This window comes from Streptomyces chiangmaiensis (assembly GCF_036281785.1).
GTDB classification, from domain to species: domain Bacteria; phylum Actinomycetota; class Actinomycetes; order Streptomycetales; family Streptomycetaceae; genus Streptomyces; species Streptomyces chiangmaiensis.
This window is the reverse complement of sequence record NZ_JAYWVC010000117.1, coordinates 1-26,789: the sequence shown is the minus strand read 5'-3', so window position 1 is coordinate 26,789 and position 26,789 is coordinate 1. Positions and strand designations below refer to the sequence as shown.

Genomic DNA, 26,789 nt, shown 5'->3' with positions numbered 1-26,789 from the left:
GGTGCAGGACTACATCGCCGCAGGGAAGAGGCCATCTTCGGATGGCCTCTTGCGCGTGTGCGGCCAGCAGGCATCCACGGTGCCGCGACAGGCCCGGCGGACGACGCCGCCGGGGAGTCTCGGGATGCCGGAGGGGAAACGCCGCGGCGGGCGGCACACGGTGGAGCGCCGGGTTCACAGCCAGCCGCGACGTGCCGCGTGCCAGGCGAGTTGCATGCGGGTGGCGGCGCCCGCGAGTTCCATCATGTGCTGGATACGGCGCTGGACGGTGCGCCGGCTCAACGCCATCTGGGTCGCGATCGCCTTGTCGGTCACCCCGGCCACCAGGAGGGCGAGCAGCCACCGGTCGGTGGGGGAGAGCGGGGCCGGTCCGCTCGAATCGTCCGCTCCGGACACCTCGCCCGTGTCGTCGACGCCCAGCGGCACGGCGTCCTCCCAGTAGCGTTCGAAGAGGGCGATCAGGGCGGCCAGCAGGTTGCCGTCGCGTACCAGCGCGGTAGTGGGTTCCTCCGGGCTGCCGTTCGGGCCCCCGGGCACAAGCGGGAAGATCGCGATCGAGCGGTCCGCGATCGCGAGGCGCAGCGGCAGATGCGGTACGGCGCGGGCGATCTCCCCGGCGCGCACGCCCGCCACGACGTTGTCCATGGCGCCTTCGTCGTCGAAGAAGGCCTTCTCGTACACCACGCGGTACTGCACCCCGCGCTCCAGGGCCTCGAACTCCGCGGTGTTGCTGCCGGAGGGCATGGCCACGTACTGAGCCTTGCAGAACCAGAGCATCTCGTCGTGCGCACTCGCCTGGATCTGCCGCAGATGCTGGCGCAGCGCCTCCGCGCCGGTGATGACCTCGATCAGATGACCGGCGTCCTGCCTGCGCACGGTGTCCCGGTAGACCTCGAGGAGACTGGTGGCCTCCGCCCGGGCCAGGTCCAGCGCGTCCGCGCTGCGCTTCAGCCGGGGCAGCAGCGCCACATCGGGGGGAGTGGCCCGGAAGTACCGGGGCAGCCCGTCGGTGTGGTTCGCCAGCCCCTTGGAGGTCAGCATGTACAGGACCCGGGCGGACTCGGCCTCGTTCAGCCCGGTCCTGCGGGCGACGTCGACGGCGGTCGCCCGGCCCGTGGTGACCAGCACCCGGTACACGGACTCCTCGACATCCGAGACCCCAGCCGCCTCCAGCGTCACGGCGCCCTCCCCGAGACCTCCGGCTTTCAACGGTTGGCCACCGTACTCCATGCGGCGCGAGATGCGGAGGTGAGCAGGACCGACCGCGGTCCTGCGCGGCTGCGGCGCCACCTAGTACCATCGCTACGGCAACTTCGCTGTCATTGATTACGTGGACTGTTATCGTCGACCGCATGGACACGAGACAGGCGATGATCGAGGCCGCGGCCGATCTGCTGGCGCGGTCCCCGAGCGGCGATGTGTCCACCCGCGCGGTGTGCGAGGCGGCGGGGGTGCAGCAGCCTGTGCTGTACCGCCTGTTCGGCGACAAGGACGGGCTGCTCGCGGCCACGGTCGATCATGTCTGGGACCAATACCTCGGTGCCAAGAGAGCCGCCGAGAAGTCCGTCGACCCACTGGAGGACCTGCGCGCCGGATGGGACAGTCACACCGCCTTTGCGCTGGCCCACCCCAACGCCTACAAGCTGATGTTCGCCCCGGCTCTGCGCTCCGCGCCCGAAGCGGCGCGTGAGGCCATGCGCATTCTGCGAGAGGTCCTCGAACGACTCGCCGCGCAGGGCCGTCTCCGGGTCCCGGCCGATGACGCGGCCCGCATGGTCATGTCGGCCAACACCGGAGTCGCGCTCGCGCTGATCACCCGGCCCGCTCTGTATCCGGACGTCGGCCTGTCCACGCTCGTCCGCGACGCGATTCACCGTGCCGTCCTGGTCGACCGGGTCGCGGACACCTCGGCCCGTGACGCCCGGGCGGCCGCCGCCTCCACCCTGCTCGCCTCGCTGGACGAGCTCACCCCCGACCCTTTCACCTCTGCCGAGTCGGCCCTGCTGGAGCAGTGGCTGGAGCGGATCCCCGCCGCCGGCCCGTCCGACTGAGGTGAGGTTCGGGGGCACGTACTGCGGCGACCGGAAAGGTTCACCGGCTCGCGACGCCCCCGAAGCGCGGGCAAGCTGCGGGACGTTCGCGAGGCGGCCTCGAGCCCGTACACCCGGCGCTCAGTCGTGGGCCGCCCACATGCCTCGCACATGACCGAGGTGGCGGGTCATCACCTTCCGTACCGCCTCCTCGTCCCTCTCCAGCAGTGCATCGAGAAGCTCCAGGTGCTCCTGGGCGGAGGCGAGCAGCCGGCCGGCCTCGGACAGGGCGGTCAGCCCGTACAGGCGGGACCGCTTGCGCAGATCGCCGACGACCTCGACGAGGTGCGCGTTGCCCGCGAGAGCGAGGAGGCCGAGGTGGAAGCGGGTGTCGGCCTCGACATACGCGATCAGATCCCCGGCGGCCGCCGCACTGACGATCTCCCGTGCGGCCGGTCGCAGCGCCTCCAGCGAGACCCGGTCGGCGGTCCCGGCCAGCTCCATGGTGGTGGGAATCTCGATGAGGGAGCGGAGATGGGTGTAGTCGTCGAGCTGCTGCTCGGAGACGTCAGTGACCCGGAAGCCCTTGTTCGGGACGGTGTCGACCAGACCCTCCTTCACCAGGTCGAGCATGGCTTCGCGCACCGGCGTCGCCGAGACGCCGAAGCGGGCGGCGAGCGTCGGCGCGGAGTACACCTCGCCGGGACGCAGCTCGCCCGCGATCAACGCGGCCCGTAGGGCGTCGGCGACCCGCTCGCGGTAGCTGCTCTTCTTGCCGCCGAGCGTGGGCAGCGCGGGAGCGGCGGAAGGCGAGCTGGGGCGCGGGACGGCCATGGGGTCTCCTTGAACGGGCACATGCGGTGTGGCGGGCCTGACATCGCACCGATCCGTCGAGGAGCGGGTGCAATGTCACGCACCACCAGTATCCCGTGCGTATGCGCGGCAGTGTGCCGCTACAGCACGAACCCCGCCGGGAAGGGGTCTTCCGGGTCCAGAAGGTACTGAGCGGTTCCGGTCACCCACGCCCGCCCGGTGAAGCTGGGCAGTACCGCGGGGACGTCGCCGACCCGGGTCGTGCCGAGCAGCCGGCCGGTGAAGCGGGTACCGATGAAGGACTCGTTCACGAACTCGGTGTGCAAGGGGAGTTCGCCGCGGCGTGCAGCTGGGCCATGCGGGCGCTGGTGCCGGTGCCGCACGGGGAGCGGTCGAACCAGCCGGGGTGGATGACCATCGCGTGCCGGGACAGACGGGCGGTGGCCCCCGGCGCGTACAGATGGACGTGGTGACAGCCTCGGATCGTCGGGTCCCCGGGGTGGACGGGCTCCTCCTCCGCGTTGATGGCGTCCATCAACGACAACCCCGCCGCGAGGATGTCGTCCTTGCGGGAGCGGTCGAAGGGCAGCCCGAACTCCTCCAGCGGCAGGATCGCGTAGAAGTTGCCGCCGTACGCGAGGTCGTACGTCACCGTCCGCCCGTCCGGCAGGGTGGCCTTGCGGTCGAGGCCGACCGAGAAGGACGGCACGTTTCTGAGGGTGATCGCCTTCGCGGCGCCGCCTTCCACCGCGACCTCGGCGACGACCGGTCCCGCAGGGGTGTCCAGGCGGATCGTGGTGACCGGCTCGACGACCTCGACCATGCCCGTCTCGACGAGCACGGTCGCCACGCCGATCGTGCCGTGCCCGCACATCGGCAGACAGCCGGAGACCTCGATGTAGACGACCCCCCAGTCGCAGTCGGGGCGGCTGGACGGCTGGAGGATCGCGCCGCTCATCGCCGCGTGGCCGCGCGGCTCGTTCATGAGCAACCGCTTGACGTCGTCCCTGTGTTCACGGAACCACAGGCGACGTTCGTTCATGGTCGTGCCCGGGATCGTGCCGATTCCACCGGTGATCACGCGGGTCGGCATGCCCTCGGTGTGGGAGTCGACGGCGTGCAGGACGAGTTTGCTGCGCATGGCCCTCCATTCGTGACGCTCGTTTCGCCTCCGCGGCGCCCCGGCCTGTGTCGAGAGACCGGCCGTGCTCGAGTCTTCGGGCCTTCGCGCCTCCTGCTCGGCGCCGCGCGGGCACGGGACTCCCATGCTCGCGCGACGCAGGCCCGATGCCTCGGTTCACGGTGATCGTTCACGCCAGGCCCGCGGCCACGGCCTTCTCCGTCGCGGCGCGGACCGCGGCCTCGTGCTCCGGCAGCAGCGGGACGCGCGGCGGGCGCACGGGGCCGCCGTACCGGCCGACGGCATCCATCGACAGCTTGATCGCCTGCACGAACTCCACCCGGGAGTCCCAGCGCAGCAGCGGATGCAGCTGCCGGTAGAGCGACAGCGCGGTGTCGAGGTCGCCGGCGACCGCGGCGCGGTACAACCGCACCGAGGCCCGGGGCAGGGCGTTGGGGTAGCCGGCCACCCAGCCCTTGGCGCCCGCGACCGCGAGCTCCAGCAGGACATCGTCGGCACCGATCAACAGGTCCAGCTCCGGGGCGAGTTCGGCGATCCGGTAGGCGCGCCGCGGGTCGCCGGAGAACTCCTTGACCCCCTGGATGAAGCCCTCGCCGTGCAGCTTGGCGAGCAGCTCCGGGACGAGGTCGACCTTGGTGTCGATGGGGTTGTTGTACGCCACGACCGGCAGGCCCGCCTTCGCCACCTCCGCGTAGTGGGCGAGAACGGAACGCTCGTCGGCGCGGTAGGCGTTCGGCGGAAGCAGCAGAACCGAGGCGCAGCCGGCGTCCCGCGCCTGCTCGGCCCAGCGGCGGGCCTCGGCCGCCCCGTACGCGGAGACGCCGGGCATCACCCGATCCCCGCCCAGTGCGGACACGGCGATCTCCACGACCTTGGCGCGCTCCTCGGGAGTGAGCACCTGGTACTCGCCGAGCGAGCCGTTCGGCACGACTCCGTCACAGCCGTTCTCCACCAGCCAGGTGCAGTGGTCGGCGAACCTGGCGTGGTCGACGGCCAGGTGGTCGGTGAGCGGGAGTGCGGTGGCGACGAGGACGCCGCGCCAGGGGCGGTGCTGCGGGACGGTCATGGGCGATCCCCACCTCGATGATGTGTGACATTGTACTGGCGAACGTTTTCCTCGGCAGGTGACTCAACGGGGCTCCGGGGGTCGTTCTGCGGCTCCCGGGCCAGTACGCCCAGCGGCACCGGACGGGCGAACGGGCTGCGCGACGCCGTCTGCGGGCACCCGGTGATCCCGGCGATCCCGGGAGCGCACATCCGGCCCTGGCACCAGCCCATCCCCGCCCGGGTGAGCAGTTTGACGGTGCGCAGGTCGCCGGCGCCCAACTGTTCGACGGCCTCCCTCACCGTCCCGGCACGCACCTCCTCGCAGCGGCACACGACGGTGTCGTCGGTGACCTGCTCGGTCCAGTGGACGGGCGGCGTACAGAGGCGGTCGAGCACGCTGAAGAACCTCCGAAGGGCCGCCCGGCTCTGGGCTGCACGCTCCCACTCCTGTGGATCCGGCGCGGCGCCGGAGAGCCGGGCGGCGATCGAGCGCCCGGCGATGTGCCCCTCGGCGAGGGCGAGTGCCGCACCCCCGATGCCGGTGGTTTCGCCCGCGGCCCACACACCGGGGACATCCGCGCGCTGTTCGTCGTCGACGGCCACGCCCACCACCCCGTCGATCCGGCAGCCGAGAGCGTCCGCGAGATCGGTGTGCGGCAGCATGCCGTGCCCGACGGCCAGGGTGTCGCAGGGGATGCGGCGAGCGGTGCCGGGCCGCGGGCGTCCGCCGGAGTCCAGTGCGGCGACGGTCACCTCCTCGACCCGGTCGTCGCCATGGGCCGCCACCACCGTGTGCCGGGGCAGGATCCTCACCCCGTGCCTGAGGAGTCGGGCGGCGTACAGCGCCGCCTCGACGGCCTTGCCGGGCTGGGCGGCGAGGGCTCCCGCATGCCGGGCGAAGCCCCCGGGGCCCGCGGACTCCACGAGCGCGGCGACGGCGACACCCGCCGCTGCGAGTCCGGCCGCCACCGGCAGCAGCAGAGGTCCCGTGCCGGCCACCACCGCCCTGCGGCCCGGCACCACGAGCGTGCCCTTGAGCATGGCCTGCGCGCCGCCGGCGGTGAGGACGCCGGGCAGGGTCCAGCCGGGGAAGGGCAGCACCCGCTCGTAGCCGCCGGTGGCCAGAAGCACGGCGGCGGCGCGCACGGTGACCGGCTGCTCCTGCTCCGGCCCCGACAGCGCATGCACGGTGAGGCATCCGCTCGCCTTTTCGACGCTCCAGACATGATGGTCCGGCAGGTGTGTGATGCGGCCGGTGGCGATGTGCCGGTCGAGGCCTTCACGCAGCCGGGTCCAGGTGCGCCACTGATGGTGCAGGGCTCCCGGGCGGCGGGCGCCGAGACCGGGGGCGGGCTGCCGGTAGAACTGCCCGCCCGCCGCGGGTGCAGCGTCGACGAGTACGACGCGTACGCCCCGCGTGGCCGCCGCGAGCGAGGCGGCGAGCCCGGCCGGGCCGGCGCCGATCACGACCAGGTCAGTCCGCATGCCCCGTCCCCTCCTGGGTGCGGATCACATCGCCGGGCCGCACCGGCACAAGGCAAGCGCGCTGGTTCGGCCGGTCGTTGACGGTCACGAGACAGTCGAAGCAGACGCCGATGCCGCAGAAGATCCCGCGTGGCCGGCCGTCTCGCCGGGTGGTGCGCCAGGAGGTGATGCCTGCGGCCCACAGTGCCGCCGCGACGGTCCAGCCGGGCAGCGCCTCCACCTCACGGCCGTCGAAGGTGACCGTGAAGGCGGGTTCGGGCCTGGCGCGGGTCAGCTCAAGGGGGTTCAAGCGGCCTCCTGTTCGAAACGATCCGGCCGGAAGGGGGCGAGGTCGAGTTCCGGCTCCCCGCCGCAGAGCAGTTGCGCGATCAGGTGCCCGGTGCCGGTGGAGAGCCCGATCCCGGCCCCTTCGTGGCCGCAGGCGTGGTAGAGCCCAGGCACCCGTGGATCAGGGCCGACGGCGGGCAGATGGTCCGGCATGTAGGGCCGGAAGCCCAGATAGGTGCGCATGGCCCGCACCCGCCCGAGGTACGGGAAGAGCCGGGTCGCCCCCGCCGCCAGCGCCCGCGCCACCGGCAGGGAGAACGACCGGTCGAATCCGACCCGTTCACGGCTGGCACCGATCAGGACCGGGCCGGCGGCCGTGCCCTCGACGACCGGGGAGGTCTGGAGGGCCGCCGAGTCGCTGGCCACATCGGCGACATAGTCGGCGGCGTACACCTTGTGCCGTACGAGCGGCGGCAACGGCTCGGTGACGAGGACGAATCCGCGGCGAGGGAGTACGGGCAGAGTGACTCCCGCCAGCGCGGCGACGTCGCCGCCCCAGGTGCCGGCCGCGTTCACGACAGCCGGCGCGTGGAGGTCGCCCTGGTCGGTGCGCACCCCGCGCACGGCCCCCTGACGTGTGCGCAGCACGCCGGTCACCGCCCGTCCGGTCAGTAGTCGGGCGCGCGAGGCCCGCACGAGACGGGCGGCGGCGAGGGCCGGCATCACCTGCGAGTCCTGCGGGTACAGCACTCCGCCCGTGAGTCCGGGGACCAGGTGCGGTTCGAGGTCGGGCAGCCGGTCGGCGGGGACGTCCACCGCCTCGACCCCTGCGGCCCGCTGTCCGGCCGCGAGGTCCTTGAGCGCCGTGAGTCCTTCGGGGGTCGGTGCGACGACCACTCCGCCCTTGGGTTCGTATTCGATCGCCCGGCCCAGTTCCCCGGCCAGTTCGTCCCACAACCTCGAGGAGAGCAGGGCCAGTTCGAGTTCCGGTCCGGGCCCCTTGTCGGAGACGAGCAGATTCCCCTCGCCCGCGCCCGTCGTGCCGCCGGCCACGGGGCCGCGGTCCACGAGCGCGACGTCCAGACCGGCCCGGGCGGCGTACAGGGCGCAGGCCGCGCCCACCATCCCGGCTCCCACGATCACGACGTCGCAGCTCAGTGGCTCGCTCACGTCAGTACTATGTCACATGGCTCAACGGGAAGGGCAAGAGCGGCCCTGCATCGCCCGTCAACTCCCCTGGACGGGCCGACATTTGAAAGACATGGACGCCTGACAGCAAAACCTCAACCGGCAGACGCCCGATCCGGTCCGCTTCCCGAACGGGACGAAGCCTCCCGTCACCCCTGCTGACGCCGAGCAGGTGCGGGCGGCCAAGAACGCCGACGGCAGCTACACCGTCGCCCTGTTCAACCCGGGCGACGCGCCCGCCGCCGTCACCGCCGACCGGGCATCCCTCGGCTTCACCGGCAAGGCCTCGGTCCGCGACCTGTGGAACCATGAGAACCTCGGTACATACAAGAACAAGGTGACCGAGGCGCTCCCCGCCCACGGTTCCCGGCTGTTCACGGTCACCCCGCGTGGCGGTGCGGTCACCAGGACCGCCTACGAGGCCGAGGCACCGGGCAACACGCTCGGCGGCAACGCCTCCGTCGCCGACTGCTCAGGCGCCCACAAGGTCGGCAACCGCTACCTCGGTGGCACGTTGCGCTTCAACGACATCGTGGTCGGCAAGGCCGGCACCTACACGGTGAAGATCGCCTACGTCAGCGGTGACGCCCGCTCGGCCGCGGCCTCCGTCAACGGCAACGGCCACGCACAAGTTCCCCTCCACCGGCAACTGGGGAACCGTCGAAACGGTCGGCGTCCCCTCACTCTCAAGGCGGGTGCCGACGCGATCACCTTCGACAGCGGCGAGTCCGGCTACGCCCCGGACATCGACCGGATCGACGTACCGACGACGTCCTCCTGACCGAGCCCTTACGGAGCCCGACATGTCCTTTGACCCGTTCGACCGGCCGTCCAGACGCAGCCTGCTCGCCCTCGCCGCCGCGACCGGAGCGCTCGCGACCTTCCCCGCCACCGCGGCGCCCCGGCGGCCGGCCTCGTCACCGGAGATCGATGGAGGTTCCCGCCTGAACGGCGCCCCGGACCCCGAACTCGAGGCTGTCTCCCTGCAGTTCGGCCGCTATCTGATGATCGCCGGGTCGCGCGGCAGCCTCCCGATGGGCCTCCAGGGGCTGTGGCTGGATGCCGGCGTGAAGGACTTCGGCCGGTGAGTGCCCGGCTCGTACGCGTGCGCCGTCTGTTCGCGGTGGTGCTGATCGCCGCGTCCCTGCAGACGGCGCCCGTGGCGGCGCATGCGTCCGGGAGCCGGCACGATGTGATCACCTGGGGAGCGAGCGCCGATCGTGTGGGCGACGCCGTCGCCGACCGGAGCTACCGGCTGGTGGTGCACACCAGCGTGGCCGGGGACGATCTGCGTGTCCGGCTCTCCAACGCCTTCGGTGACCGCCCGGTGACCTTCGACAGCGTCTACGCCGGCCTCCGCCGGCAGGGTGCCGAGCTGGTCCGCGGCAGCAACCGGCGACTGACCTTCGGCGGCGCGCGCCCTGTGACCGTGCCGGCGGGTGCCACCGCGTACAGCGACCCGCTGCCCGGCAGGCTGCCCGCCGCGACCGACCTGGTCATCAGCCTGCACTCGACGGACGCGGCAGGTCCCGCGACCGGGCACGGGATGGCGGTGCAGACGTCGTACATCACCCAGGGCGATCACACCGCCGAGGAGGACGCGGCCGGCTGGACGGGGACGACCGGTTCCTGGTTCTACCTCGACGCCGTCACCGTGCGGACAGGCGCGGCCACGGGCGCTGTGGTCGCTCTCGGAGACTCCATCACGGACGGCTGGGCGTCCACGTCCGACGCCGACCGGCGGTGGCCCGACCACCTCGCCCGGCGGCTCCAGAAGGCGGACACCGCGGTCAAGGGAGTGGCCGACGAGGGGATCTCCGGCAACAAGGTCCTCGCGGACGGCGCCGGCCAGAGCGCCCTGAACCGGCTGGACCGGGACGTCCTCTCCCATCCCGGTGTCCGCACCGTCTTTCTCTTCGAGGGCGTCAACGACATCAAGGCCCACACCGGTGCCACGGCCCAGGACATGATCGCGGGCTACCGGGAGATCGTCGCCCGCGTCCATGCCGCCGGGAAGTGCGTCGTCGGAGCCACCGTCGCGCCCTTCAAGGGCTGGCCGGAGTGGGACCCGGCGGCGGAGGCCGTACGACAGGAGGTCAACGCGTTCATCAGGGACAGCGGGGAGTTCGACGGGGTCACCGACTTCGACCGGATCCTGCGCAGTCCCTACGACCCCGAACGGATCATGCCGTTCTTCGACGGCGGCGACCATCTGCACCCCAATGACGAGGGCATGCAGGCGATGGCCGACGCGGTCGACCTCACGAGCCTCGACTGCCGCGCCTGGCGTCGGAGCAGCGGGCACGGCTGGGCGTCGTGCAGCGTAGGCACCCGGGCGGCCCGGGTGCCTACGCCGAGAGCCTGGCGGACACCCGGGACCGTGAAGGAGTTCGACTCATGACGGCGTTCCCCCCCGGACTTCCCGGAGCTGTCGGGCTCCGCTGCCAGTCGCCACCATCAGGGGATTCGCCGCCTTCTCCAACGAGGCGGTCGACCTCGTGGTGGACGGAGAGCGCCTGGAGCGGCCGGTGAACCCGTTCAGCGAGATGCTGTCGTCGGCCCGGCGCCGCCGAGAGTGAGGCACCGGGCCGGACGCGACGTTCAGGGCAGGCAGCCGACGTGCGCGAGGGCCTGCCTGAGCAGGACGCCCTGGCCGCCGGGCATGTCGTTCTGGACCACGGCCGAAGCGGCTTCCTGCGGGCTGAACCACACGAGGTCGAGCGCGTCCTGGCGCGGGCGGCAGTCGCCGGTCACCGGGACGATGTAGGCGAGGGCCACCGCGTGCTGACGGGGGTCGTGGAACGGGGTGATCCCCTGTGTCGGGAAGTACTCGGCGACGGTGAAGGGCTGCAACGAGGGCGGGACGAGGGGCAGCGCCACCGGCCCGAGGTCCTTCTCCAGGTGGCGCAGAAGGGCGTCGCGGACCCGTTCGTGGTGCAGGACCCGCCCGGAGACGAGCGTGCGGCTGACGGTCCCGTCGGGCCCGATCCGCAGCAGTAGTCCGATGCTGGTGACTTCACCGCTGTCGTCTACGCGCACGGGCACGGCTTCCACGTACAGGATCGGCATGCGGGCACGCGCCGACTCGATTTCGTCGGGAGTCAGCCAGCCGGGCGTGGTTTCGGTCGTGTCAGGCATTGCCCGATCGTACGGTCAACAACTCGCCTTGTCCGCGTGTCGCTCCAGGTCAGACGCAAGTCACACGGACGGGAATCCTCCCGGCCCACAAACGGCCGCCGAACGGTATCGGTCAGCGGAGTAGTCATGGGCGCGGACGGGGTCGACGGCCTGCCGCCGGCGCGATCTCCGGACTGTCCGAGGCGTACGGCGGGCGGCGGCGCGCCGGTCACGGCCTCGTCGGTGCCTGGCTCCGCAGGGCGTCGCGCAGCCGGAGCAGGTCGTCCGCCGGGCGGCCCAGGCCGTTCAGGCCGAGTCGTGCCGCCTCGATTCGCGGGTCCGGTTGCGCGGTGAAGGCAAGGTTCACGGCCTGGCGAACCATCCATTGCTGGCAGACGAGCAGCCTGGCCGCGCGGCGCTGCACCTCGACGAGGTCGAGGTCCGTGACCGGGATGTTCCGCAGGCGTCCGAGCAGCCGGTGCAGGGCGACGCTCTGCCGGTGGCAGTCACGGGCGGTCTGGCCGGGCACGGGCCCCGGCTCGCCGCAGGCGGCCACGGCGCGGTCCGTCATGATCTGAAGGGCGACCGCCTCGTCAAGAAGGCCGGTGAGGGCGTCCAGCTGGGCGGCGCGCGGGAACGACTCCACACTTGGGGGGTACCCACTGGATCCCGCGCTGATCCGCCGAGGCCGCTTTCGCCCGAACGCGCGACATCGTGCGCGAAGGTGCACCTATGGTCCCGCCGATGTGCCCGGGGGTCCTTTGGCCCGTCTGCAACCCGTCAGCCCTGTCCACCGGGCCCACCCGCATTGTCGAGGCCGTCGGCGACCTGCTGACCGATCCGGGGCGAGATCGGGCCGTCATCCGCACCGAACGCTTCGGATGACCCGACACCCTGTGCCTCGGGAGGTTCCCATGGCAGACGACACCTTCCACCTCGACGGCGACCGCCTCGCCGGGCCGCTGTCCGAGATCCTGGCTGTGGAGCCCGCCACGGCTGGTGGCGTTGCCCGGAGTGCGCCTGGTCGGACCGCTCGCCGGGCTTCATGTCTACGGGCCCGAGCCCGGCCTGACCGCCCGCTGCCAGGGGTGCGCGTGCATCGCTCTCCGGCTGGTCCGGGAGAGGGACCACATCTGGCCCACAGAGGGCGGCGGCTCCGGCGCGTTCCGCTTCAGCACGCCTGGCAGCCGGCGGCCCGGAGCCTGGGACCGGGGCGGCGGGGAGGTGGACCGGCTCACCCGCCCGCGTCGACCTTGGTGCCGGCAGAGCCCTTCCCCGAGCCGCCGGCGCGGCGCTCGGTGGTCCAGTACAGGAGCGCGAGGACCGGAAGGGCCGTGCCCAGGAGACTGACCGCGCCCCAGCCGCAGTCGCGGTAGGCGATCGAGCCGAGCTGGGATCCGAGGGCGCCGCCGACGAAGAAGGTGGCGATGAACGCGGAGTTGAGCCGTGCCCGGGCGTGCGGGTCGAGCTGGTAGATGGTGTGCTGGCCGAGGATGAGGGTGGTCTGCACGGCCATGTCCAGGACGACGGCGGCCAGGCCGATCAGCACGATGCTGTGCCCGGCGAGGCCGGCGACGGCGAAGGCCGGTGCGGCGGCGCCGAACGCGATGCCGGTCACGGGGCGGGTCAGCCCTCGGTCGGCCCAGCGTCCGGCGAGCGGGGCGACGGCCGCACCGGCCGCTCCGACGAGGGCGAACAGGCCGACGCCGATCGGTGAGTAGTGGAAGTGCGGGCCGGTGAGCAGAAAGGAGACGGTGGTCCAGAAGGCGCTGAAGGCACCGAACATCGCCGCCTGGTACAGACTGCGGCGCACCAGTACGCGGTGGGTGCGCACCAGCGTGAAGGTGGAGCGCAGCACCTGGGCGTAGGGCACGGTCGTGGTGGGCGCGTGCTGTGGCAGGGCTGCCCGCAGGGCCAGGGCCAGCAGAGCCATCAGGACGGCTGAACCGAGGTAGACCACGCGCCAGCCGGCGATGTCGGAGACCAGGCTGCTGACCGTCCGGGACAGCAGGATGCCGGTGAGCAGGCCGCTCATCACCCGGCCCACGATCCGGCCGCGCGTGTGGTCGGTGGCGAGACCGGCGGCGAAGGGGACCAGGATCTGGGCGACGACCGAGGTGGCACCGCTGATCAGCGAGGCGGCCAGCAGCATGAAGAACCCGGTCGCGAGGCCGGCCGCCACCAGGGCGAGCGTCGTGACGATCAGCAGTGCGGTGATGAGGGTGCGCTTCTCGAGCCGGTCGCCGAGAGGGACCAGGAAGAGCATGCCGATCACATAGCCGACCTGGGTGAGCGTGATCAGCATGCCTGCGGTGGCCGCGCTGACATGGAAGACGTCGCGCAGCGAGGAGAGCAGGGGCTGCGCGTAGTACAGGTTGGCGACCGACATGCCAGAGGCGACGGCCAGCAGCGCTATCAGCCAGCCCGGCACGCCGTGAGCGGGTTCTGCGCTGGTCCTTTTTCTGCGTGCGGCTCGCAGAACGGATGAGTGAGGCACGGGGACCCCTGTTCTGGAGTGGGGCCGGGGGGCCCGGCGAGGCATGACTGCCTGGGACGGTCGTGCGGTTTCGTCGCCGCACTCACGGGGACATAACCGTCCGGCGCCGCGCCGTGCTTCCTCATCCGCGGTGATGGTTCTTGATGATGGTCATCTCTCACAGAGATGGCCACAGGCTCCGGACGGCCCCGCCCCGGCCGGGACGAAGGCTCAACCGGCGAAGGGTCACTGCTGACCGGTTGCCCGCACCGGGTGCTTGCTCAGGATCGAGACGCGGTTGAACGCGTTGATGGTGATCGCCGCCCAGATCACGGCGGAGACCTGGTCGTCGGTGAGCACATCGCGGGCCGCGGCGTAGGCGGACTCCTGATCGGCGGCGTCGGACAGGTCGGTGACCGCCTCCGCCAGGCCGAGCGCCGCGCGTTCCTCCGGTGTGAACACCGCGGTGTCGCGCCAGGCCGCCAGCACACCCAGCCGCTGGGTGGTCTCGCCCCCGCGCAGGGCGGCCCTGGTGTGGAGGTCGAGGCAGTAGGCGCAGCTGTTGAGCTGCGACACCCGAAGATTGATCAGCTCCACGAGGGTACGGTCGAGCCCTGTGTCGGCGACGGTCGCACGTACCGCCTCGGACGTCTGGATCAGGGCGTGATAGGCCTTCGGACTCTGCTTGTCGATGAAGATCCGCGGGCCTGGGGGCTGGGTCGTGTCGTTGCTCAACCTGGGACTCCTTCGGGGTCGCCGCTCCGGGTCGGCTGTTTCGTGGCAATCCGGTCGAATGATTGTCCTATGATCACGATATACTTGTTGAAAGTAAAATAATCAGGTGGGTGGAGGGCGGTGTCCGGTGAGCAACATCGAGGCGGAGTCGGTCGAAGTGTGCTGCGGAGCGACGGTGGACGACCGGCGGGAGTCGAAGGTGCCGGAAGTCGAGGTGCTCACCCCGCGTAATGTGCCGCTGGGCGGCCCGCGAGCGATGACCGTGCGGCGCACGCTGCCCCAGCGCGCCCGCACCCTGATCGGCGCCTGGTGTTTCGCCGATCACTACGGTCCCGACGACGTCGCCGCGACGGGCGGCATGGACGTCGCGCCGCATCCGCACACCGGACTGCAGACGGTGAGCTGGCTCTTCAGCGGCGAGATCGAGCACCGCGACAGCCTGGGCAGCCGCGCCTTCGTGCGACCCGGCGAGCTGAACCTCATGACCGGCGGTTACGGCATCTGTCACTCGGAGGTCTCGACGCCGGGGACCACGGTCCTGCACGGCGTGCAGCTATGGGTGGCGCTGCCTGAGGAACACCGGCACGCCGAACGGGACTTCCAGCACTACGTACCCGAGTCCGTGCGGCTCGACGGGGCCGAACTCAGGGTCTTCCTCGGGTCCCTCGCCGGACATGACTCGCCGGTGCGCACCTTCACGCCCCTGCTGGGGGCCGAGATCGTCCTCGAGCCGGAAGCGACGGTCACGCTCGGCGTCGACCCCGCCTTCGAGCACGGCCTCCTCGTCGACCACGGCCGCGTCCGTATGGCCGACACTCTGCTCGGCCCGGCGGAGCTGGGCTACGCGCCCACGGGCACCGACTCGTTGACGCTGGTCAATGAGTCTCACGACAGGGCCAGGACGGTGCTCCTCGGAGGAACCCCCTTCGGGGAGGAGATCGTCATGTGGTGGAATTTCATCGGCCGTAGCCATGATGACATCGCCCGCGCCCGCGAGGACTGGCAGAACTCCTCCGACCGCTTCGGCGCGGTCGAGGGATACCCGGGCGACCGCCTTCCCGCTCCTGCCCTGCCGAACGCCGTCATCATGCCGCGCAGGAACCCACCGCGACGCTGACCTACAGCTGAAAGGCACTTACATGACCCAGCCGTCCGCCGCTCCGACCGTCGAGCGCGTCGATGCCAAGCACCGTTACGAGATCCTGGTCGACGGCAAGCGCGCCGGTCTGACCGCCTACCGCGACCGCGGCGACCAACGCGTCTTCTACCACACCGTGGTAGACGACGCCTTTGCCGGGCAAGGCCTGGCCTCGCGCCTGGTCCAGGAGGCGCTGACCGACGTCCGGGCGTCCGGCAAGCGTGCCGTGCCCGTCTGCCCCTACGTCGCCAAGTTCCTCGGCAGGCACAAGGAGTTCGCCGACATCGCCGACCCCGTCACCCCCGACGTCCTGGAGTGGCTGGAAACGCAGTTGGGCTGACCGCGCGAAGGTCGGACAGGGCCCTGAGGGTCCGAGAGGCCGGGTCGATCCGCAATCAACCGGGCAGAGGCGGATCGGCGGCCCGGGACGGACCGACACCCTCGATTTTGCTCACCGAACCCCGTGCCACCCTGGTCCGCCGAGCACCGATGAACGGCTGCCGGTCGTGGGCCGGGGCGGGCGCACGCCTATACGGCCGCGTCGGACCTCGCGGTCTTTGTCGCGTCCGGCAGCAGCCCGCGCAGCGTCTCGCACTGCTGGTGGTCGACCATGTGCTGGACGGCCCCGGTGACCGTCTCCGCCAGCGTCGGCGAGGTCTCGCGCAGCAACCGCCGGGCCTTGTCGGTGAGGGCGACCTCGATGCCGCGCTTGTCGCCGCACACCGAGCGCCGAGTGACGAGGTCGGCGTGGTGCAGACAGGCGATCTGATAGGTGAGGCGTGTCTTGGGCCGGCCCAGCAACTCGGCGATCTGCGACATCCGCAGGGCCGCGCCGGGCTGGTCGGCCAGCAGGCACAGCACCAGGAACTCGTCGTGTGATACGCCGAGGGACTCCTTGACCTGGGAGCGCAGTTGCTGCTCGATGGCCCCGGCTGCGGCCAGCAGCTGCATCCAGGCCCGCAGTTCGGCCGGCAGCAGCCCGCTCTCGCCCGTCCGGTCGCATGCGGACTGGTCGGCGGGGTCGGGTGAATCGGCCATGGTCCCCGAGTCTACTGGTCGTCCAGAATGGGATGACAGGTGGCGTTCGGCTTCGGAGCGAACCACCGCATCTCACTGAAACGCGACCGTCCCGGCCGGATCGGATCCGGCCGGGACGGCTCTCACGCTGAAGGCTGCCGCTTACGCGAGGGAGGCCAGCGCGTCGTTCCAGGTCGCCGACGGGCGCATGACCGCAGCGGCCTTGGCCGGGTCGGGCTGGTAGTAGCCGCCGATGTCGGCCGGCTTGCCCTGGACGGCGATCAGCTCCTCGACGATCTTCTGCTCGTCGGCGGCGAGCGTCTCGGCGAGCGGGGCGAACGCCTTGGCCAGCTCCCCGTCGTCGGTCTGCCTGGCCAGCTCCTGCGCCCAGTACAGGGACAGGTAGAAGTGGCTGCCGCGGTTGTCGATGCCGCCGACGCGACGGGTCGGGGACTTGTCCTCGTTGAGGAACGTCGCCGTGGCGCGGTCGAGGGTGTCGGCGAGGACCTGCGCACGCCGGTTGCCGGTGGTCTTCGCGTACTGCTCGAAGGACGGCACGAGCGCGAAGAACTCACCGAGCGAGTCCCAGCGCAGGTAGTTCTCCTTGACCAGCTGCTGGACGTGCTTCGGGGCGGAGCCGCCGGCGCCCGTCTCGAAGAGTCCGCCGCCCGCCATCAGCGGGACGACCGACAGCATCTTGGCGCTGGTGCCCAGCTCCAGGATCGGGAACAGGTCCGTGAGGTAGTCACGGAGCACGTTGCCGGTGACGGAGATGGTGTCCTCGCCGCGGCGGATGCGCTCCACGGACAGTTTGGTGGCCTCGACCGGGGACAGGATGCGGATGTCCAGGCCCGCGGTGTCGTGCTCCTGCAGGTACTGTCCGACCTTGGCGATCAGGTTGGCGTCGTGCGCGCGGGTCTCGTCCAGCCAGAACACGGCCGGGTCGCCGGTGGCGCGGGCCCGGTTGACGGCCAGCTTCACCCAGTCCTTGATCGGGGCGTCCTTGGCCTGGCAGGCGCGGAAGATGTCTCCGGCGGAGACGGTCTGCTCCAGGACGACGTTGCCCGTCTGGTCGACCAGGCGGACCGTGCCGGTGGTCGGGATCTCGAAGGTCTTGTCGTGGCTGCCGTACTCCTCGGCCTTCTGCGCCATGAGGCCGACGTTCGGGACGGAACCCATGGTCGCCGGGTCGTAGGCACCGTTGGCGCGGCAGTCGTCGATCACGGCCTGGTAGACGCCGGAGTAGCTGGAGTCCGGCAGGACCGCGAGGGTGTCGTGCTCCTGGCCGTCCGGGCCCCACATGTGGCCGGAGGTGCGGATCATGGCCGGCATGGACGCGTCGACGATGACGTCGGAGGGAACGTGCAGGTTGGTGATGCCCTTGTCGGAGTCGACCATCGCCAGCTCCGGGCCCTCGGCGAGCTCGGCGTCGAAGGAGGCCTTGATCTCGTCACCGTTGGGCAGGCTCTCGAGGCCCTTGAAGATGCCGCCCAGACCGTCGTTCGGGGTCAGACCGGCCGCGGCGAACGTCTCGCCGTACTTCGCGAACGTCTTCGGGAAGAAGGCGCGCACCACGTGGCCGAAGATGATCGGGTCGGAGACCTTCATCATCGTGGCCTTCAGGTGCACGGAGAACAGAACGCCCTCCTCCTTGGCGCGGGCGACCTGGGCGGTCAGGAACTCGCGGAGCGCGGCGACGCGCATCACGGAGGCGTCCACGACCTCGCCCTCGAGGACCGGTACGGACTCGCGCAGCACGGTGGTGGACCCGTCGTCGCCCTTGAGCTCGATGCGCAGCGAACCGGCCTCGGAGATCACCGCGGACTTCTCGGTCGAGCGGAAGTCGTCCACGTCCATGGTCGCCACGTTCGTCTTGGACTCGGAGGTCCAGGCGCCCATGCGGTGCGGGTGGGTCTTGGCGTAGTTCTTCACCGAGGCGGGGGCGCGGCGGTCGGAGTTGCCCTCACGCAGGACCGGGTTCACGGCGGAGCCCTTGGCCTTGTCGTAACGGGCGCGGATCTCCCGCTCCTCGTCGGTCTTCGGCTCGTCCAGGTAGTCCGGCAGCGCGTAGCCGTGACTCTGCAGCTCGGCGACGACGGCCTTCAGCTGCGGGACGGACGCCGAGACGTTCGGCAGCTTGATGATGTTGGCCGCCGGGGTCTTGGCCAGCTCACCGAGCTCCGCCAGGTGGTCGCCGATCCGCTGGTCCTCGGTCAGGTACTCGGGGAAGGCCGCGAGGATGCGCCCGGCCAGGGAGATGTCACGGGTCTCCACAGTGACACCCGCTTGCGAGGCGTACGCCTGGACCACCGGCAGGAAGGAATACGTCGCCAGGGCCGGGGCCTCGTCAGTGTGTGTGTAGATGATGGTCGAGTCAGTCACCGGGTGCTCCGCTCCACGTCTGCAACATTGCTCGACATCAAGATATCTCGTGAGCGAGCCCGGCTCGACAGGGGTCCGCGCCGCGGACGCCCCGTCCCCGGTGTTCCACCGGGGACGGGGCGGGCCCGCACACCGCGGCCCCGCCCCGTCGGCCCGAGCCTCGGCCCCGGACGAGTGCCGCCGGCTCCCGGCGCGCCCACCGGACCGCGCGGCTTTCGTACGGCTCGACTGCCGGCCGCGGGCCACCGGGGCCGTGCACCGGATGCCGTCACAGAGGGTCGGCGCCGCCCTGCGGGATCACCATGTCGTCGCCGGAGCGAGGCTGCGGTATGACGACCGAGCCCTGCTGGAGAGCCACCGTCCGGGTTGGTGCCGGGATGCGGATGCCCTCGGCCCGGTACCGCTGGTGCAGGCGCTTGATGAACTCGTGCTTGATGCGGTACTGGTCGCTGAACTCGCCGACGCCCAGGATGACCGTGAAGCCGATCCGGGAGTCGCCGAACGTGTGGAAGCGTACGGCTGGTTCATGGTCGGGGATCGCGCCGGTGATCTCGGTCATCACCTCGGCGACGACCTCGGTGGTGACCTTCTCCACGTGCTCCAGGTCGCAGTCGTAGCCGACGCCCACCTGCACCAGGACGGTCAACTGCTGCTCGGGGCGTGTGTAGTTGATCATGTTCGTCTTCGCCAGCTGTCCGTTGGGGATGACGACCAGGTTGTTGGAGAGCTGGCGCACGGTCGTCTGGCGCCAGTTGATGTCGACGACATAGCCCTCCTCACCGCTGCTCAGCCGGATGTAGTCGCCGGGCTGGACGGTCTTCGAGGCGAGGATGTGGATGCCCGCGAAGAGGTTCGCGAGGGTGTCCTGGAGGGCGAGCGCGACCGCCAGACCGCCCACGCCCAGGGCGGTGAGCAGGGGCGCGATGGAGATGCCCAGTGTCTGCAGCATCACCAGGAAGCCCATGGCCAGTACCACGACCCGGGTGATGTTGACGAAGATCGTGGCCGATGCGGCGACCCCGGACCGGGACTGGGTGACCGACCGCACCAGGCCGGCGATCACCCTGGCGGCCGTCCCCGTCGCGACGAAGATGAGGAGCACGCTCAGGGTCTGCTCGACGTGGTGCTGCACCGTCCGCGTGAGCGGCAGCAGCGCCGCAGCGGAGGCCGCGCCGCCGGCGATCGCCGCCCACGGCACCAGTGTGCGCAGGGCGTCCACGATCACGTCGTCGCCGCTCCACCTGGTGCGTCGCGCGTGCCCGCCCAGCCAGCGCAGCACGATGCGCAGCAGAATCGCCGTCACCACACCCGCGGCGAGGGCGATTCCGGCGAGTACCAGGTCGTCGAGGGTGAGCGCGCGGTTCACCGGTCACCTCCCGCGCCGGAGTGGGTGCCCGAGGGCCGGTCATGAAGAGTCGTCACCTTGCCACCTGCTCGAATACGGACCGCACGCCTGTGTGCTCACGGATGCACGACGGCGTGCAGACGGGATGCATGATCACGCCCGGACGGGTGTGCACCGTCCGGAACGAAGGTTCATCCTGCCGTATGCGGGTGGCCGACCGTCACCGGGCCGATCCGAAGCCGCCACTGACGTGCGCTCAGACACTTCGGCCCGCCGACGCGCAGGGGCCGCGGGGATCGGTTTCGTGGAGCGGACGGGCCGCTCGCCGAGTGATGCGTCGCGGTCAGCTGTCCGCGAACGACCCGTGCCGCCCGGCCCCCGCGGCGAAGCGGGCCGCTCCCTCCAGGCCCTCCGCCAGTACGTCCATGCCGTAGCGCAGTTCGCCCCGGATGGCCGCCGCCTCGTCCAGGCCCTCCTGATCGAGGACGGAGGCGCGGTCGCCGCGCAGGCAGGCCTGCGGGAAGCGGGCGATCTCGGCGGCCAGTTCCTCGGCCTCGGCGCGGGAGCGGCCCGTCGGCACGACACGGTTGGCGAGTCCCATCTCCTGTGCCTCTCCCGCCGGCACGGGACGGCCGGTGAGGATCATGTCCATCGCCCGGCTGGTGCCGATCAGCCGCGGCAGCCGCACCGTCCCGCCGTCGACGAGCGGTACGCCCCAGCGGCGGCAGAAGACCCCGAACACCGCGTCCTCCTCGGCGATCCGCAGATCGCACCAGAGGGCCAGTTCCAGACCACCGGCCACCGCGTGCCCGGCGACCGCCGCGATCACCGGCTTGGACAGCCTCAGCCGGGTCGGCCCCATCGGGCCGTCGCCGTCCTGAGCCACCCGGTTGCCGCGCTCGGTCCCGACCGCCTTGAGGTCGGCGCCCGCGCAGAACGTGCCGCCCTCGCCCCACAGCACCGCGACCCGCGCGGACGCGTCCGCCTCGAACTCCCGGAAGGCGGCGGCCAGCGCGGCGGCGGTGGGGCCGTCCACCGCGTTGCGGGCCTCGGGGCGGGAGAGGACGACGGTGGTGACGTATCCCTGACGTTCGATCCGGACCGGCATCGGGCTGTCCCTTTCACACGGAGGAGAGGACTGGCCCCGCCGAGGTTACCCGGGAGTACGGTGGCTGTCCGGTGTCAGATCACCTTCAGCCGCACCAGCGCACCCAGGGTCAACGCCCCGGGAAGCAGGGGCAGCCACACCGTGATGATGCGGTACGCAAGGACCACCGCGGTCGCCAGGGCCGCCGGGCCGCCCGCCGCCACCAGGGCGACGATCAGCGCCGCTTCCACCGAGCCGATGCCGCCCGGGGTGGGCACGGCAGCGACGGCGATGGTCGCCGCCAGGTAGGCGACGGCCATGTGCGCCGGAGGTACCGGGAGCTCCAACGCCCGCCCCACCGCGGCGAGTCCCGCCGCCTGCAGCGCGGGGAAGGCCAGCGAGCCGCCCCACAGGGCGAGTGCGCGGGCGGGACGGGTGTGCACCGTGCGTGCCTCGCCGAGCGCCGTGCGCAGGAAGGAGAACACGGCGGTGCGCAGCTTCCGTACGACGAGGACCACGGTGGTCGCGACGCACACCGCCCCGATCACGGCGAGCAGCAGCGGCCCCACCGCCGGGGCGGGCACGAAGGTGCCGAGGCGGAGGGCGTTCGGGAAGGCGACCAACAGGGCCAGCAGCAGACCGGTCCGGGTGATCGACTCGGCGAGCAGATACAGCGCGACCGCCGCGGACGAGCTGGCCAGCGGCACCCCGCACACCGCCATGAAACGCAGGTTGACCGCGCTCGCGCCGAGCCCGGTCGGCAGGAGGTGGTTGGCCGCGCCCGCCGCGAACTGCGTGGCGAGCAGCCGGCGCACGGGCAGTCGCTGCACCACCGCGCCCTGCCGTGTGAAGGCGGCAGCGACCCAGGTCAGACAGGTCGCTCCGGCGGCGGCCAGCAGCCACGGCCACTCGGCCGAAGCCAGCTGGGCGAAGCCCGCCGCGAGCACGGACCGGTGCCGTACCGCGACCACGAGAACGAGGACGAGGGGGAGCAGGCACAGGACCGGGCGGACCGGAACACGTCTGGGGAGTCCCTGCGGGAGACGTATGGCAGTCACATCGGCAGAGGTTTTCCGGGCCGCACCAACGTGAGGTTGCGAGCGTGGGGACGGCGGTTGACGTGCTGGGCAAGGCACGGATGCGCGAAGGTGCGGGGCCGCCCTCCCGCGGGAGCCGGAAGCCCCCGCACGCCGCGCGTTGACCTCGACATGGCTCGAGGTTCTAACGTCGGTCACATGAGTATGGAGACCACCGCCTGGCAACAACTGCACAGCGTCATGACCGCGCAGCGGGAGCGCCGCCCCTTCGACCGCGGCACGCTGCGCCGCATCGGCGCGTTCGCCCGTCCGCACCGCCGCCGAATCGCGCAGTTCGTCGTGGTCAGCGTGGTGACCGCGCTGCTCGCCGTCGCGACGCCGGTCCTTGCCGGACGTGTCGTCGACGCGATCGTGTCGCACGGCGACGGAGGGACGGTCGTACGACTGTCGTTGCTCATCGCCGTCATCGCGCTCGCCGAGGCGGCGCTGGGACTCCTCGGGCGCTGGCTGTCGGCCTCGCTGGGGGAAGGGCTGATCCTCGATCTGCGCACGGCTGTGTTCGATCATGTGCAGCGCATGCCGGTCGCGTTCTTCACGCGTACGCGTACGGGCGCGCTCGTCAGTCGTCTCAACAACGACGTCATCGGTGCGCAGCGTGCCTTCAGCAACACTCTGTCGGGAGTCGTCGGCAACCTGGTCACGCTGCTGCTCACACTCGCCGTGATGCTGACCCTGTCCTGGCAGATCACCCTGCTCGCACTGGCGCTGCTGCCGGTCTTCGTGGTGCCCGCGCGGCGGACGGGCAGCCGCATGGCGAAGCTCCAGCGCGAGGCCGCCGACCTCAACGCGGCGATGGGCACCCGGATGACCGAACGCTTCTCCGCCCCCGGCGCCACGCTCGTGAAGCTCTTCGGGCGCCCGGGAGAGGAGTCCACCGAGTTCGCGGCGCGGGCCCGGCGGGTGCGGGACATCGGTGTGCGTACGGCCATGGCGCAGTCCGCGTTCATCACTGCGCTCACACTGGTCTCCGCCCTGGCGCTCGCCCTCGTGTACGGACTGGGCGGCTGGTTCGCCCTGCGCGGCACCCTGGAGGCGGGAGCCGTCGTCTCGCTCGCTCTGCTGCTCACCCGGCTCTACGCGCCCCTCACCTCCCTCGCGGGCGCACGTGTCGAGGTCATGAGCGCACTGGTCAGCTTCGAGCGTGTCTTCGAGGTACTCGACCTGAAGCCGCTGATCGAGGAGCGGCCCGACGCGCGAAGGGTCCCCGAGGGGCCGGTGGCGGTGGAGTTCGAGAACGTCCGCTTCGGGTACCCCAGCGCCGACAAGGTCTCCCTCGCCTCGCTGGAGGAGGTGGCGGCCCTGGACACGCGGGGCGGGACGGAGATCCTGCACGGGGTGTCGTTCCGCGCCGAACCCGGGCGGACGGTCGCGCTCGTGGGCTCCTCCGGCGCCGGCAAGTCCACCATCGCCGCGCTGCTCCCGCGGCTGTACGACGTCGACGAGGGCGCCGTCCGAGTGGGCGGGGTCGACGTCCGGGACCTGAGCGCGGACTCACTGCGCGAGACTCTCGGCATGGTCACCCAGGACGGCCACCTGTTCCACGACACCGTGCGGGCCAACCTGCTCCTCGCCCGGACTGACGCGACCGAGGACGACCTGTGGAACGCGCTGTGCCGGGCCCGCCTCGACGACCTCGTACGGTCCCTGCCCGACGGTCTCGACACGGTCGTCGGTGAGCGCGGGTACCGCCTGTCCGGCGGCGAACGCCAGCGGCTGACCATCGCCCGCCTGCTGCTGGCACGGCAGCGCGTGGTCATCCTCGACGAGGCCACCGCCCATCTCGACAACACCTCGGAGGCGGCCGTCCAGGAGGCGCTGACGGAGGCGCTGGAGGGCCGTACCGCCGTCGTCATCGCCCACCGCCTGTCCACCGTGCGGGCCGCCGACATGATCCTCGTCGTCGAGGGGGGCCGCATCGCAGAGCGGGGCACGCACGAGGAGCTTCTGGCCGTGGGAGGGCGATACGCGGAGCTGTACCGGACACAGTTCGACAAGGCGGTGGTCCGGGAGCCCGACTCGGAGCCGGAGGCCGTGGCGTAGTTGCGGTGGGCGTCTGAGCAGGCCGGACCGTAGCGTGAAGGTGGGGAGGGAGCGGTCCAGGGAGACGGTGACGATGTCAGGGATGGACTACGCGGCACTGTTCGCCGCCACACCGAGCCCCTACCTCGTGCTGGCCCCCGACCTGACCATCGTCGAGGTCAACCAGGCCTACCTGGACGCGACCAGGCGGACCCGGGACAACCTCATCGGGCAGCACATCTTCGAAGCCTTCCCCGACAACCCGGACGACCCCGACGCCGACGGAGTGCAGAATCTGAGCGCGTCGCTGCACCGGGTTCTGATCTCCCGGCGTCCCGACACGATGGCGCCGCAGAAGTACGACATCCCGAGCGTGAACCATCCCGGCGCGTTCGAGGAGCGCTGGTGGTCCCCGATCAACACGCCGATCTTCGGTCCGGACGGGAGCGTGGTCTGGATCATCCACCGAGTGGAGGACGTGACCTCCTACATCCAGACCCATATCAGGGGTGGCTGGCCCCTGCCCAACCAGCACAGCGAGCGCGAGGCCCTGGAGGCCGAGCTGTACGCCAGGGCGCGCGAGCTGCAGCGGCTGAACGAGGAGCTGCGGCTCGCGCACACCCGTGAGCGAAAGGTGGCCGTGGCGTTGCAGGAGGCCATGCTCCAGGCACCCGACCTCGCCCGGCACCAGAACGTGGCGGTGCGCTACCTGCCCGCCACCGGCTCCCTGAACGTGTGCGGGGACTGGTACGACTTCATCGACCTGTCCGACACCCGTTTTGCGGTGGCGGTCGGCGACGTCGTGGGGCACGGTCTGGAGGCCGCTGCTGTCATGGGCATGCTGCGCAGCGCGCTCAGCGCGGCCATCCGTGCCCTGGAACGGCCCGCCCAGGCTCTGGAGGTGCTGGGCCTGTACGCCCGGTCGGTCGAGGGCGCGCTGAACACCACTGCCGTCAAGGCGATGGTGGACACCCGTAGCGAGCTGATCATCTATAGCAGCGCCGGTCACCTGCCACCCGTCCTCGTCCACCCGGACGGGTCGTACGACCTGCTCGACCAGGCGACCGACCCGCCGCTGGGCGCCCGGCCGCAGCACGTGCCCCGCCCGCAGGCCGGCCGGACCTACACCGCCGGTGACACGCTCGTGCTCTACACCGACGGGTTGATCGAACGCCGTGGCGAGCACATCGAAGTCGGGCTGGCCCGGCTGACCGAAGCGCTCGGCCGTCACTGCACCCTCGCCCCGGAATGCCTGGCCGACGCTCTGCTGACGCAGCTCGGAGTGGAGGGCGGGGCCCGCGACGACATCGCCCTGATGATCGTCCGGCTGTGACGGCTCACCGACGGCTGCCTGCCCGGACCTGGTCGTCGGGGAACGGGCCAGGTCAGGACGGGCGGATCGCGGCCGGCTGCTTGCCGATGGTGCCGAGTTCGGCGACGGTGTCGACGGGCAGGTCCAGGGCGACCTGCTGGGGGGCTGCCTCCAGACAGACGGCGACCTTGTGCTTGACAGGACCAGGCAGGCTCGTCCCGGGCGAGTCGGGCCCCTGACAGACGCTACGAACCGCCTGCCCTTACGTGACCAGAGTCTCGTGGCGACCCTGTTCGAAAATCGGGCGTTCCCTGCTAGGAATGTGTAATAGTCATCTATTTCCCTCAGGAAAGCCCGCTCATGGCCCACGAGAGCACCCCCGACCATCACATATTCGAGATGGATCTCACCGCCGACGAGGCGCGTCGGCGTACGGAGTTCTTCGCGGCGATGGAACCCGATTGGGACCCGGTGGCGGCGATGGCGGCGGAGGACGAGGCGTACCGGATGCTGTACTCCGGCCTCGACGACCACCAGCAGCAGGTCTACGAGCGGCTCGTGGCCGCCGGAGTGCTGCCTCCCGACCTCGGGCAGGGCCGTGCTTCCGATTGACCCCCACGCCGACAAGGCACGCCGCGCCTGGCTCCCGTGCCCGAACTGTCAGGACCATCGGGAGTGCGAGAACTGCCTGGCCGGCCGCACCTGCCATGTCCACTGGCGGTATCTGCTGTCCAACTCCGGACCCGTGGTCCATCTGCAGTGCCCGAACTGCACCCACATCTGGTTCGAGGACACGGCCGCCTGATCATAACGCAGGCAGGGAGCCTACATCCGGGAGTTTCTCGATGCTGCGCACCATGTTCAAGTCCAAGATCTAGCATCTGGACGTTTGCGCAGGTCAGGGCCCTGTTGGCTCGCCTCGGGTCGGCAAACGGTCAGCATGTGTCGCAGCCGAGTCTCCGCTTGCTGACCGCCCGCCCGCTGCGTAGAAGCGGGTGTCTGATCGCTGGCTTGCGCTCGGAACGTTCGACACGTGGCCCGACAGCTCGCCCGCCGCATAGGGTCCTCCTTCAAGGATTGCGACTGCGCCAAG

24 protein-coding genes and 3 pseudogenes are annotated in these 26,789 nt (G+C 71.0%); 11 read left to right on the top strand and 16 right to left on the bottom strand.

Features of this window, described 5'->3' with window-relative positions; translation table 11 throughout:
* Positions 1 to 174: 174 nt before the first annotated feature.
* Complete coding sequence (locus VXC91_RS27675; RefSeq protein WP_329510056.1) at positions 175 to 1,179, bottom strand: helix-turn-helix domain-containing protein; 1,005 nt, start codon at positions 1,177 to 1,179, stop codon at positions 175 to 177.
* A gap of 173 nt (positions 1,180 to 1,352) precedes the next feature.
* Here VXC91_RS27675 and VXC91_RS27670 point away from each other — a divergent pair, with 173 nt between their 5' ends.
* Positions 1,353 to 2,051, top strand: a complete 699-nt coding sequence (locus VXC91_RS27670; RefSeq protein WP_329510055.1) for a TetR/AcrR family transcriptional regulator — start codon at positions 1,353 to 1,355, stop codon at positions 2,049 to 2,051.
* Positions 2,052 to 2,171: 120 nt separating this feature from the next.
* Here the strand turns inward: VXC91_RS27670 and VXC91_RS27665 are convergent, their stop codons facing one another.
* The 6 genes and pseudogenes from VXC91_RS27665 to VXC91_RS27640 all read right to left on the bottom strand — a co-directional run bounded on the left by VXC91_RS27665 (position 2,172) and on the right by VXC91_RS27640 (position 7,953).
* A complete protein-coding gene (locus tag VXC91_RS27665) occupies positions 2,172 to 2,864 on the bottom strand; it encodes a GntR family transcriptional regulator (protein WP_329510054.1) in 693 nt (230 codons plus the stop codon).
* A 119-nt stretch (positions 2,865 to 2,983) separates the two neighbouring features.
* Positions 2,984 to 3,984 (bottom strand): annotated as a pseudogene (locus VXC91_RS27660) (proline racemase family protein).
* Between the two features lie 169 nt (positions 3,985 to 4,153).
* Positions 4,154 to 5,050: a dihydrodipicolinate synthase family protein gene (locus VXC91_RS27655; protein WP_329510053.1), complete on the bottom strand. Its 897-nt coding sequence runs from the start codon at positions 5,048 to 5,050 to the stop codon at positions 4,154 to 4,156.
* Positions 5,047 to 6,516 carry an NAD(P)/FAD-dependent oxidoreductase gene (locus VXC91_RS27650; RefSeq protein WP_329510052.1) on the bottom strand — a complete coding sequence of 490 codons (1,470 nt, stop codon included), beginning with the start codon at positions 6,514 to 6,516 and terminating at the stop codon, positions 5,047 to 5,049. The genes VXC91_RS27655 and VXC91_RS27650 overlap by 4 nt, the downstream gene beginning before the upstream one ends.
* Positions 6,506 to 6,805 carry a (2Fe-2S)-binding protein gene (locus tag VXC91_RS27645; protein WP_329510051.1) on the bottom strand — a complete coding sequence of 100 codons (300 nt, stop codon included), beginning with the start codon at positions 6,803 to 6,805 and terminating at the stop codon, positions 6,506 to 6,508. Before VXC91_RS27645 ends, VXC91_RS27650 begins: the two co-directional genes overlap by 11 nt.
* The gene (locus tag VXC91_RS27640; protein ID WP_329510050.1) at positions 6,802 to 7,953 is read right to left on the bottom strand and encodes an NAD(P)/FAD-dependent oxidoreductase; all 1,152 of its coding nucleotides are present in this window, start codon (positions 7,951 to 7,953) and stop codon (positions 6,802 to 6,804) included. Before VXC91_RS27640 ends, VXC91_RS27645 begins: the two co-directional genes overlap by 4 nt.
* A 163-nt stretch (positions 7,954 to 8,116) precedes the next feature.
* Here VXC91_RS27640 and VXC91_RS27635 point away from each other — a divergent pair.
* The 3 genes and pseudogenes from VXC91_RS27635 to VXC91_RS27625 form a co-directional block, all read left to right on the top strand.
* Positions 8,117 to 8,752: pseudogene (locus VXC91_RS27635) on the top strand (alpha-galactosidase D); the annotation flags it as partial.
* A 166-nt stretch (positions 8,753 to 8,918) separates the two neighbouring features.
* Positions 8,919 to 9,050, top strand: a pseudogene (locus tag VXC91_RS47470) (glycosyl hydrolase family 95 catalytic domain-containing protein); the annotation flags it as partial.
* 5 nt (positions 9,051 to 9,055) lie between these two features.
* Positions 9,056 to 10,372 (top strand): SGNH/GDSL hydrolase family protein, encoded by a 1,317-nt coding sequence (locus tag VXC91_RS27625; protein ID WP_329510049.1) that lies wholly within the window; start codon positions 9,056 to 9,058, stop codon positions 10,370 to 10,372.
* Positions 10,373 to 10,572: 200 nt separating this feature from the next.
* On the opposite strand, the gene VXC91_RS27620 is transcribed toward VXC91_RS27625, so the two are convergent.
* The gene (locus VXC91_RS27620) at positions 10,573 to 11,109 is read right to left on the bottom strand and encodes an NUDIX hydrolase family protein (RefSeq protein ID WP_329510048.1); all 537 of its coding nucleotides are present in this window, start codon (positions 11,107 to 11,109) and stop codon (positions 10,573 to 10,575) included.
* Between the two features lie 208 nt (positions 11,110 to 11,317).
* On the bottom strand, positions 11,318 to 11,734 hold the full coding sequence (locus VXC91_RS27615; protein ID WP_329510047.1) for a hypothetical protein: 417 nt from the start codon (positions 11,732 to 11,734) through the stop codon (positions 11,318 to 11,320).
* A gap of 353 nt (positions 11,735 to 12,087) precedes the next feature.
* Here VXC91_RS27615 and VXC91_RS27610 point away from each other — a divergent pair, with 353 nt between their 5' ends.
* On the top strand, positions 12,088 to 12,438 hold the full coding sequence (locus VXC91_RS27610) for a DUF6510 family protein (protein WP_329510046.1): 351 nt from the start codon (positions 12,088 to 12,090) through the stop codon (positions 12,436 to 12,438).
* On the opposite strand, the gene VXC91_RS27605 is transcribed toward VXC91_RS27610, so the two are convergent.
* Positions 12,323 to 13,519 (bottom strand): MFS transporter, encoded by a 1,197-nt coding sequence (locus tag VXC91_RS27605; RefSeq protein WP_329510045.1) that lies wholly within the window; start codon positions 13,517 to 13,519, stop codon positions 12,323 to 12,325. The two genes, VXC91_RS27610 and VXC91_RS27605, sit on opposite strands and share 116 nt — an antisense overlap.
* Before the next feature lie 291 nt (positions 13,520 to 13,810).
* The gene (locus tag VXC91_RS27600; protein WP_329510044.1) at positions 13,811 to 14,299 is read right to left on the bottom strand and encodes a carboxymuconolactone decarboxylase family protein; all 489 of its coding nucleotides are present in this window, start codon (positions 14,297 to 14,299) and stop codon (positions 13,811 to 13,813) included.
* 127 nt (positions 14,300 to 14,426) lie between these two features.
* Between VXC91_RS27600 and VXC91_RS27595 the strand changes: the two genes are divergently transcribed.
* Both VXC91_RS27595 and VXC91_RS27590 read left to right on the top strand, forming a co-directional pair.
* Complete coding sequence (locus VXC91_RS27595; RefSeq protein ID WP_408057487.1) at positions 14,427 to 15,416, top strand: pirin family protein; 990 nt, start codon at positions 14,427 to 14,429, stop codon at positions 15,414 to 15,416.
* Positions 15,417 to 15,438: 22 nt separating this feature from the next.
* On the top strand, positions 15,439 to 15,777 hold the full coding sequence (locus tag VXC91_RS27590; protein ID WP_329510043.1) for a GNAT family N-acetyltransferase: 339 nt from the start codon (positions 15,439 to 15,441) through the stop codon (positions 15,775 to 15,777).
* A gap of 188 nt (positions 15,778 to 15,965) precedes the next feature.
* Here the strand turns inward: VXC91_RS27590 and VXC91_RS27585 are convergent, their stop codons facing one another.
* The 5 genes from VXC91_RS27585 to VXC91_RS27565 all read right to left on the bottom strand — a co-directional run bounded on the left by VXC91_RS27585 (position 15,966) and on the right by VXC91_RS27565 (position 22,326).
* Entirely contained in the window at positions 15,966 to 16,475 is a 510-nt protein-coding gene (locus tag VXC91_RS27585; RefSeq protein WP_329510042.1) for a MarR family winged helix-turn-helix transcriptional regulator, read from the bottom strand.
* Positions 16,476 to 16,616: 141 nt separating this feature from the next.
* Positions 16,617 to 18,836, bottom strand: coding sequence for an NADP-dependent isocitrate dehydrogenase (locus tag VXC91_RS27580; RefSeq protein ID WP_329510041.1), 2,220 nt, complete (start codon positions 18,834 to 18,836; stop codon positions 16,617 to 16,619).
* Between the two features lie 268 nt (positions 18,837 to 19,104).
* Positions 19,105 to 20,202, bottom strand: coding sequence for a mechanosensitive ion channel family protein (locus tag VXC91_RS27575; RefSeq protein ID WP_329510040.1), 1,098 nt, complete (start codon positions 20,200 to 20,202; stop codon positions 19,105 to 19,107).
* 322 nt (positions 20,203 to 20,524) lie between these two features.
* Positions 20,525 to 21,289: a crotonase/enoyl-CoA hydratase family protein gene (locus VXC91_RS27570; RefSeq protein WP_329510039.1), complete on the bottom strand. Its 765-nt coding sequence runs from the start codon at positions 21,287 to 21,289 to the stop codon at positions 20,525 to 20,527.
* 74 nt (positions 21,290 to 21,363) lie between these two features.
* Positions 21,364 to 22,326, bottom strand: a complete 963-nt coding sequence (locus VXC91_RS27565; RefSeq protein ID WP_329510038.1) for a lysylphosphatidylglycerol synthase transmembrane domain-containing protein — start codon at positions 22,324 to 22,326, stop codon at positions 21,364 to 21,366.
* Between the two features lie 183 nt (positions 22,327 to 22,509).
* Between VXC91_RS27565 and VXC91_RS27560 the strand changes: the two genes are divergently transcribed.
* From VXC91_RS27560 to VXC91_RS27545, 4 genes are all read left to right on the top strand, one after another.
* The gene (locus tag VXC91_RS27560; RefSeq protein ID WP_329510057.1) at positions 22,510 to 24,405 is read left to right on the top strand and encodes an ABC transporter ATP-binding protein; all 1,896 of its coding nucleotides are present in this window, start codon (positions 22,510 to 22,512) and stop codon (positions 24,403 to 24,405) included.
* A gap of 73 nt (positions 24,406 to 24,478) precedes the next feature.
* Complete coding sequence (locus tag VXC91_RS27555) at positions 24,479 to 25,717, top strand: SpoIIE family protein phosphatase (RefSeq protein WP_329510037.1); 1,239 nt, start codon at positions 24,479 to 24,481, stop codon at positions 25,715 to 25,717.
* 339 nt (positions 25,718 to 26,056) lie between these two features.
* Positions 26,057 to 26,308, top strand: a complete 252-nt coding sequence (locus tag VXC91_RS27550; RefSeq protein WP_329510036.1) for a DUF6400 family protein — start codon at positions 26,057 to 26,059, stop codon at positions 26,306 to 26,308.
* Complete coding sequence (locus VXC91_RS27545; protein ID WP_329510035.1) at positions 26,295 to 26,501, top strand: hypothetical protein; 207 nt, start codon at positions 26,295 to 26,297, stop codon at positions 26,499 to 26,501. The genes VXC91_RS27550 and VXC91_RS27545 overlap by 14 nt, the downstream gene beginning before the upstream one ends.
* Positions 26,502 to 26,789: the final 288 nt, after the last annotated feature.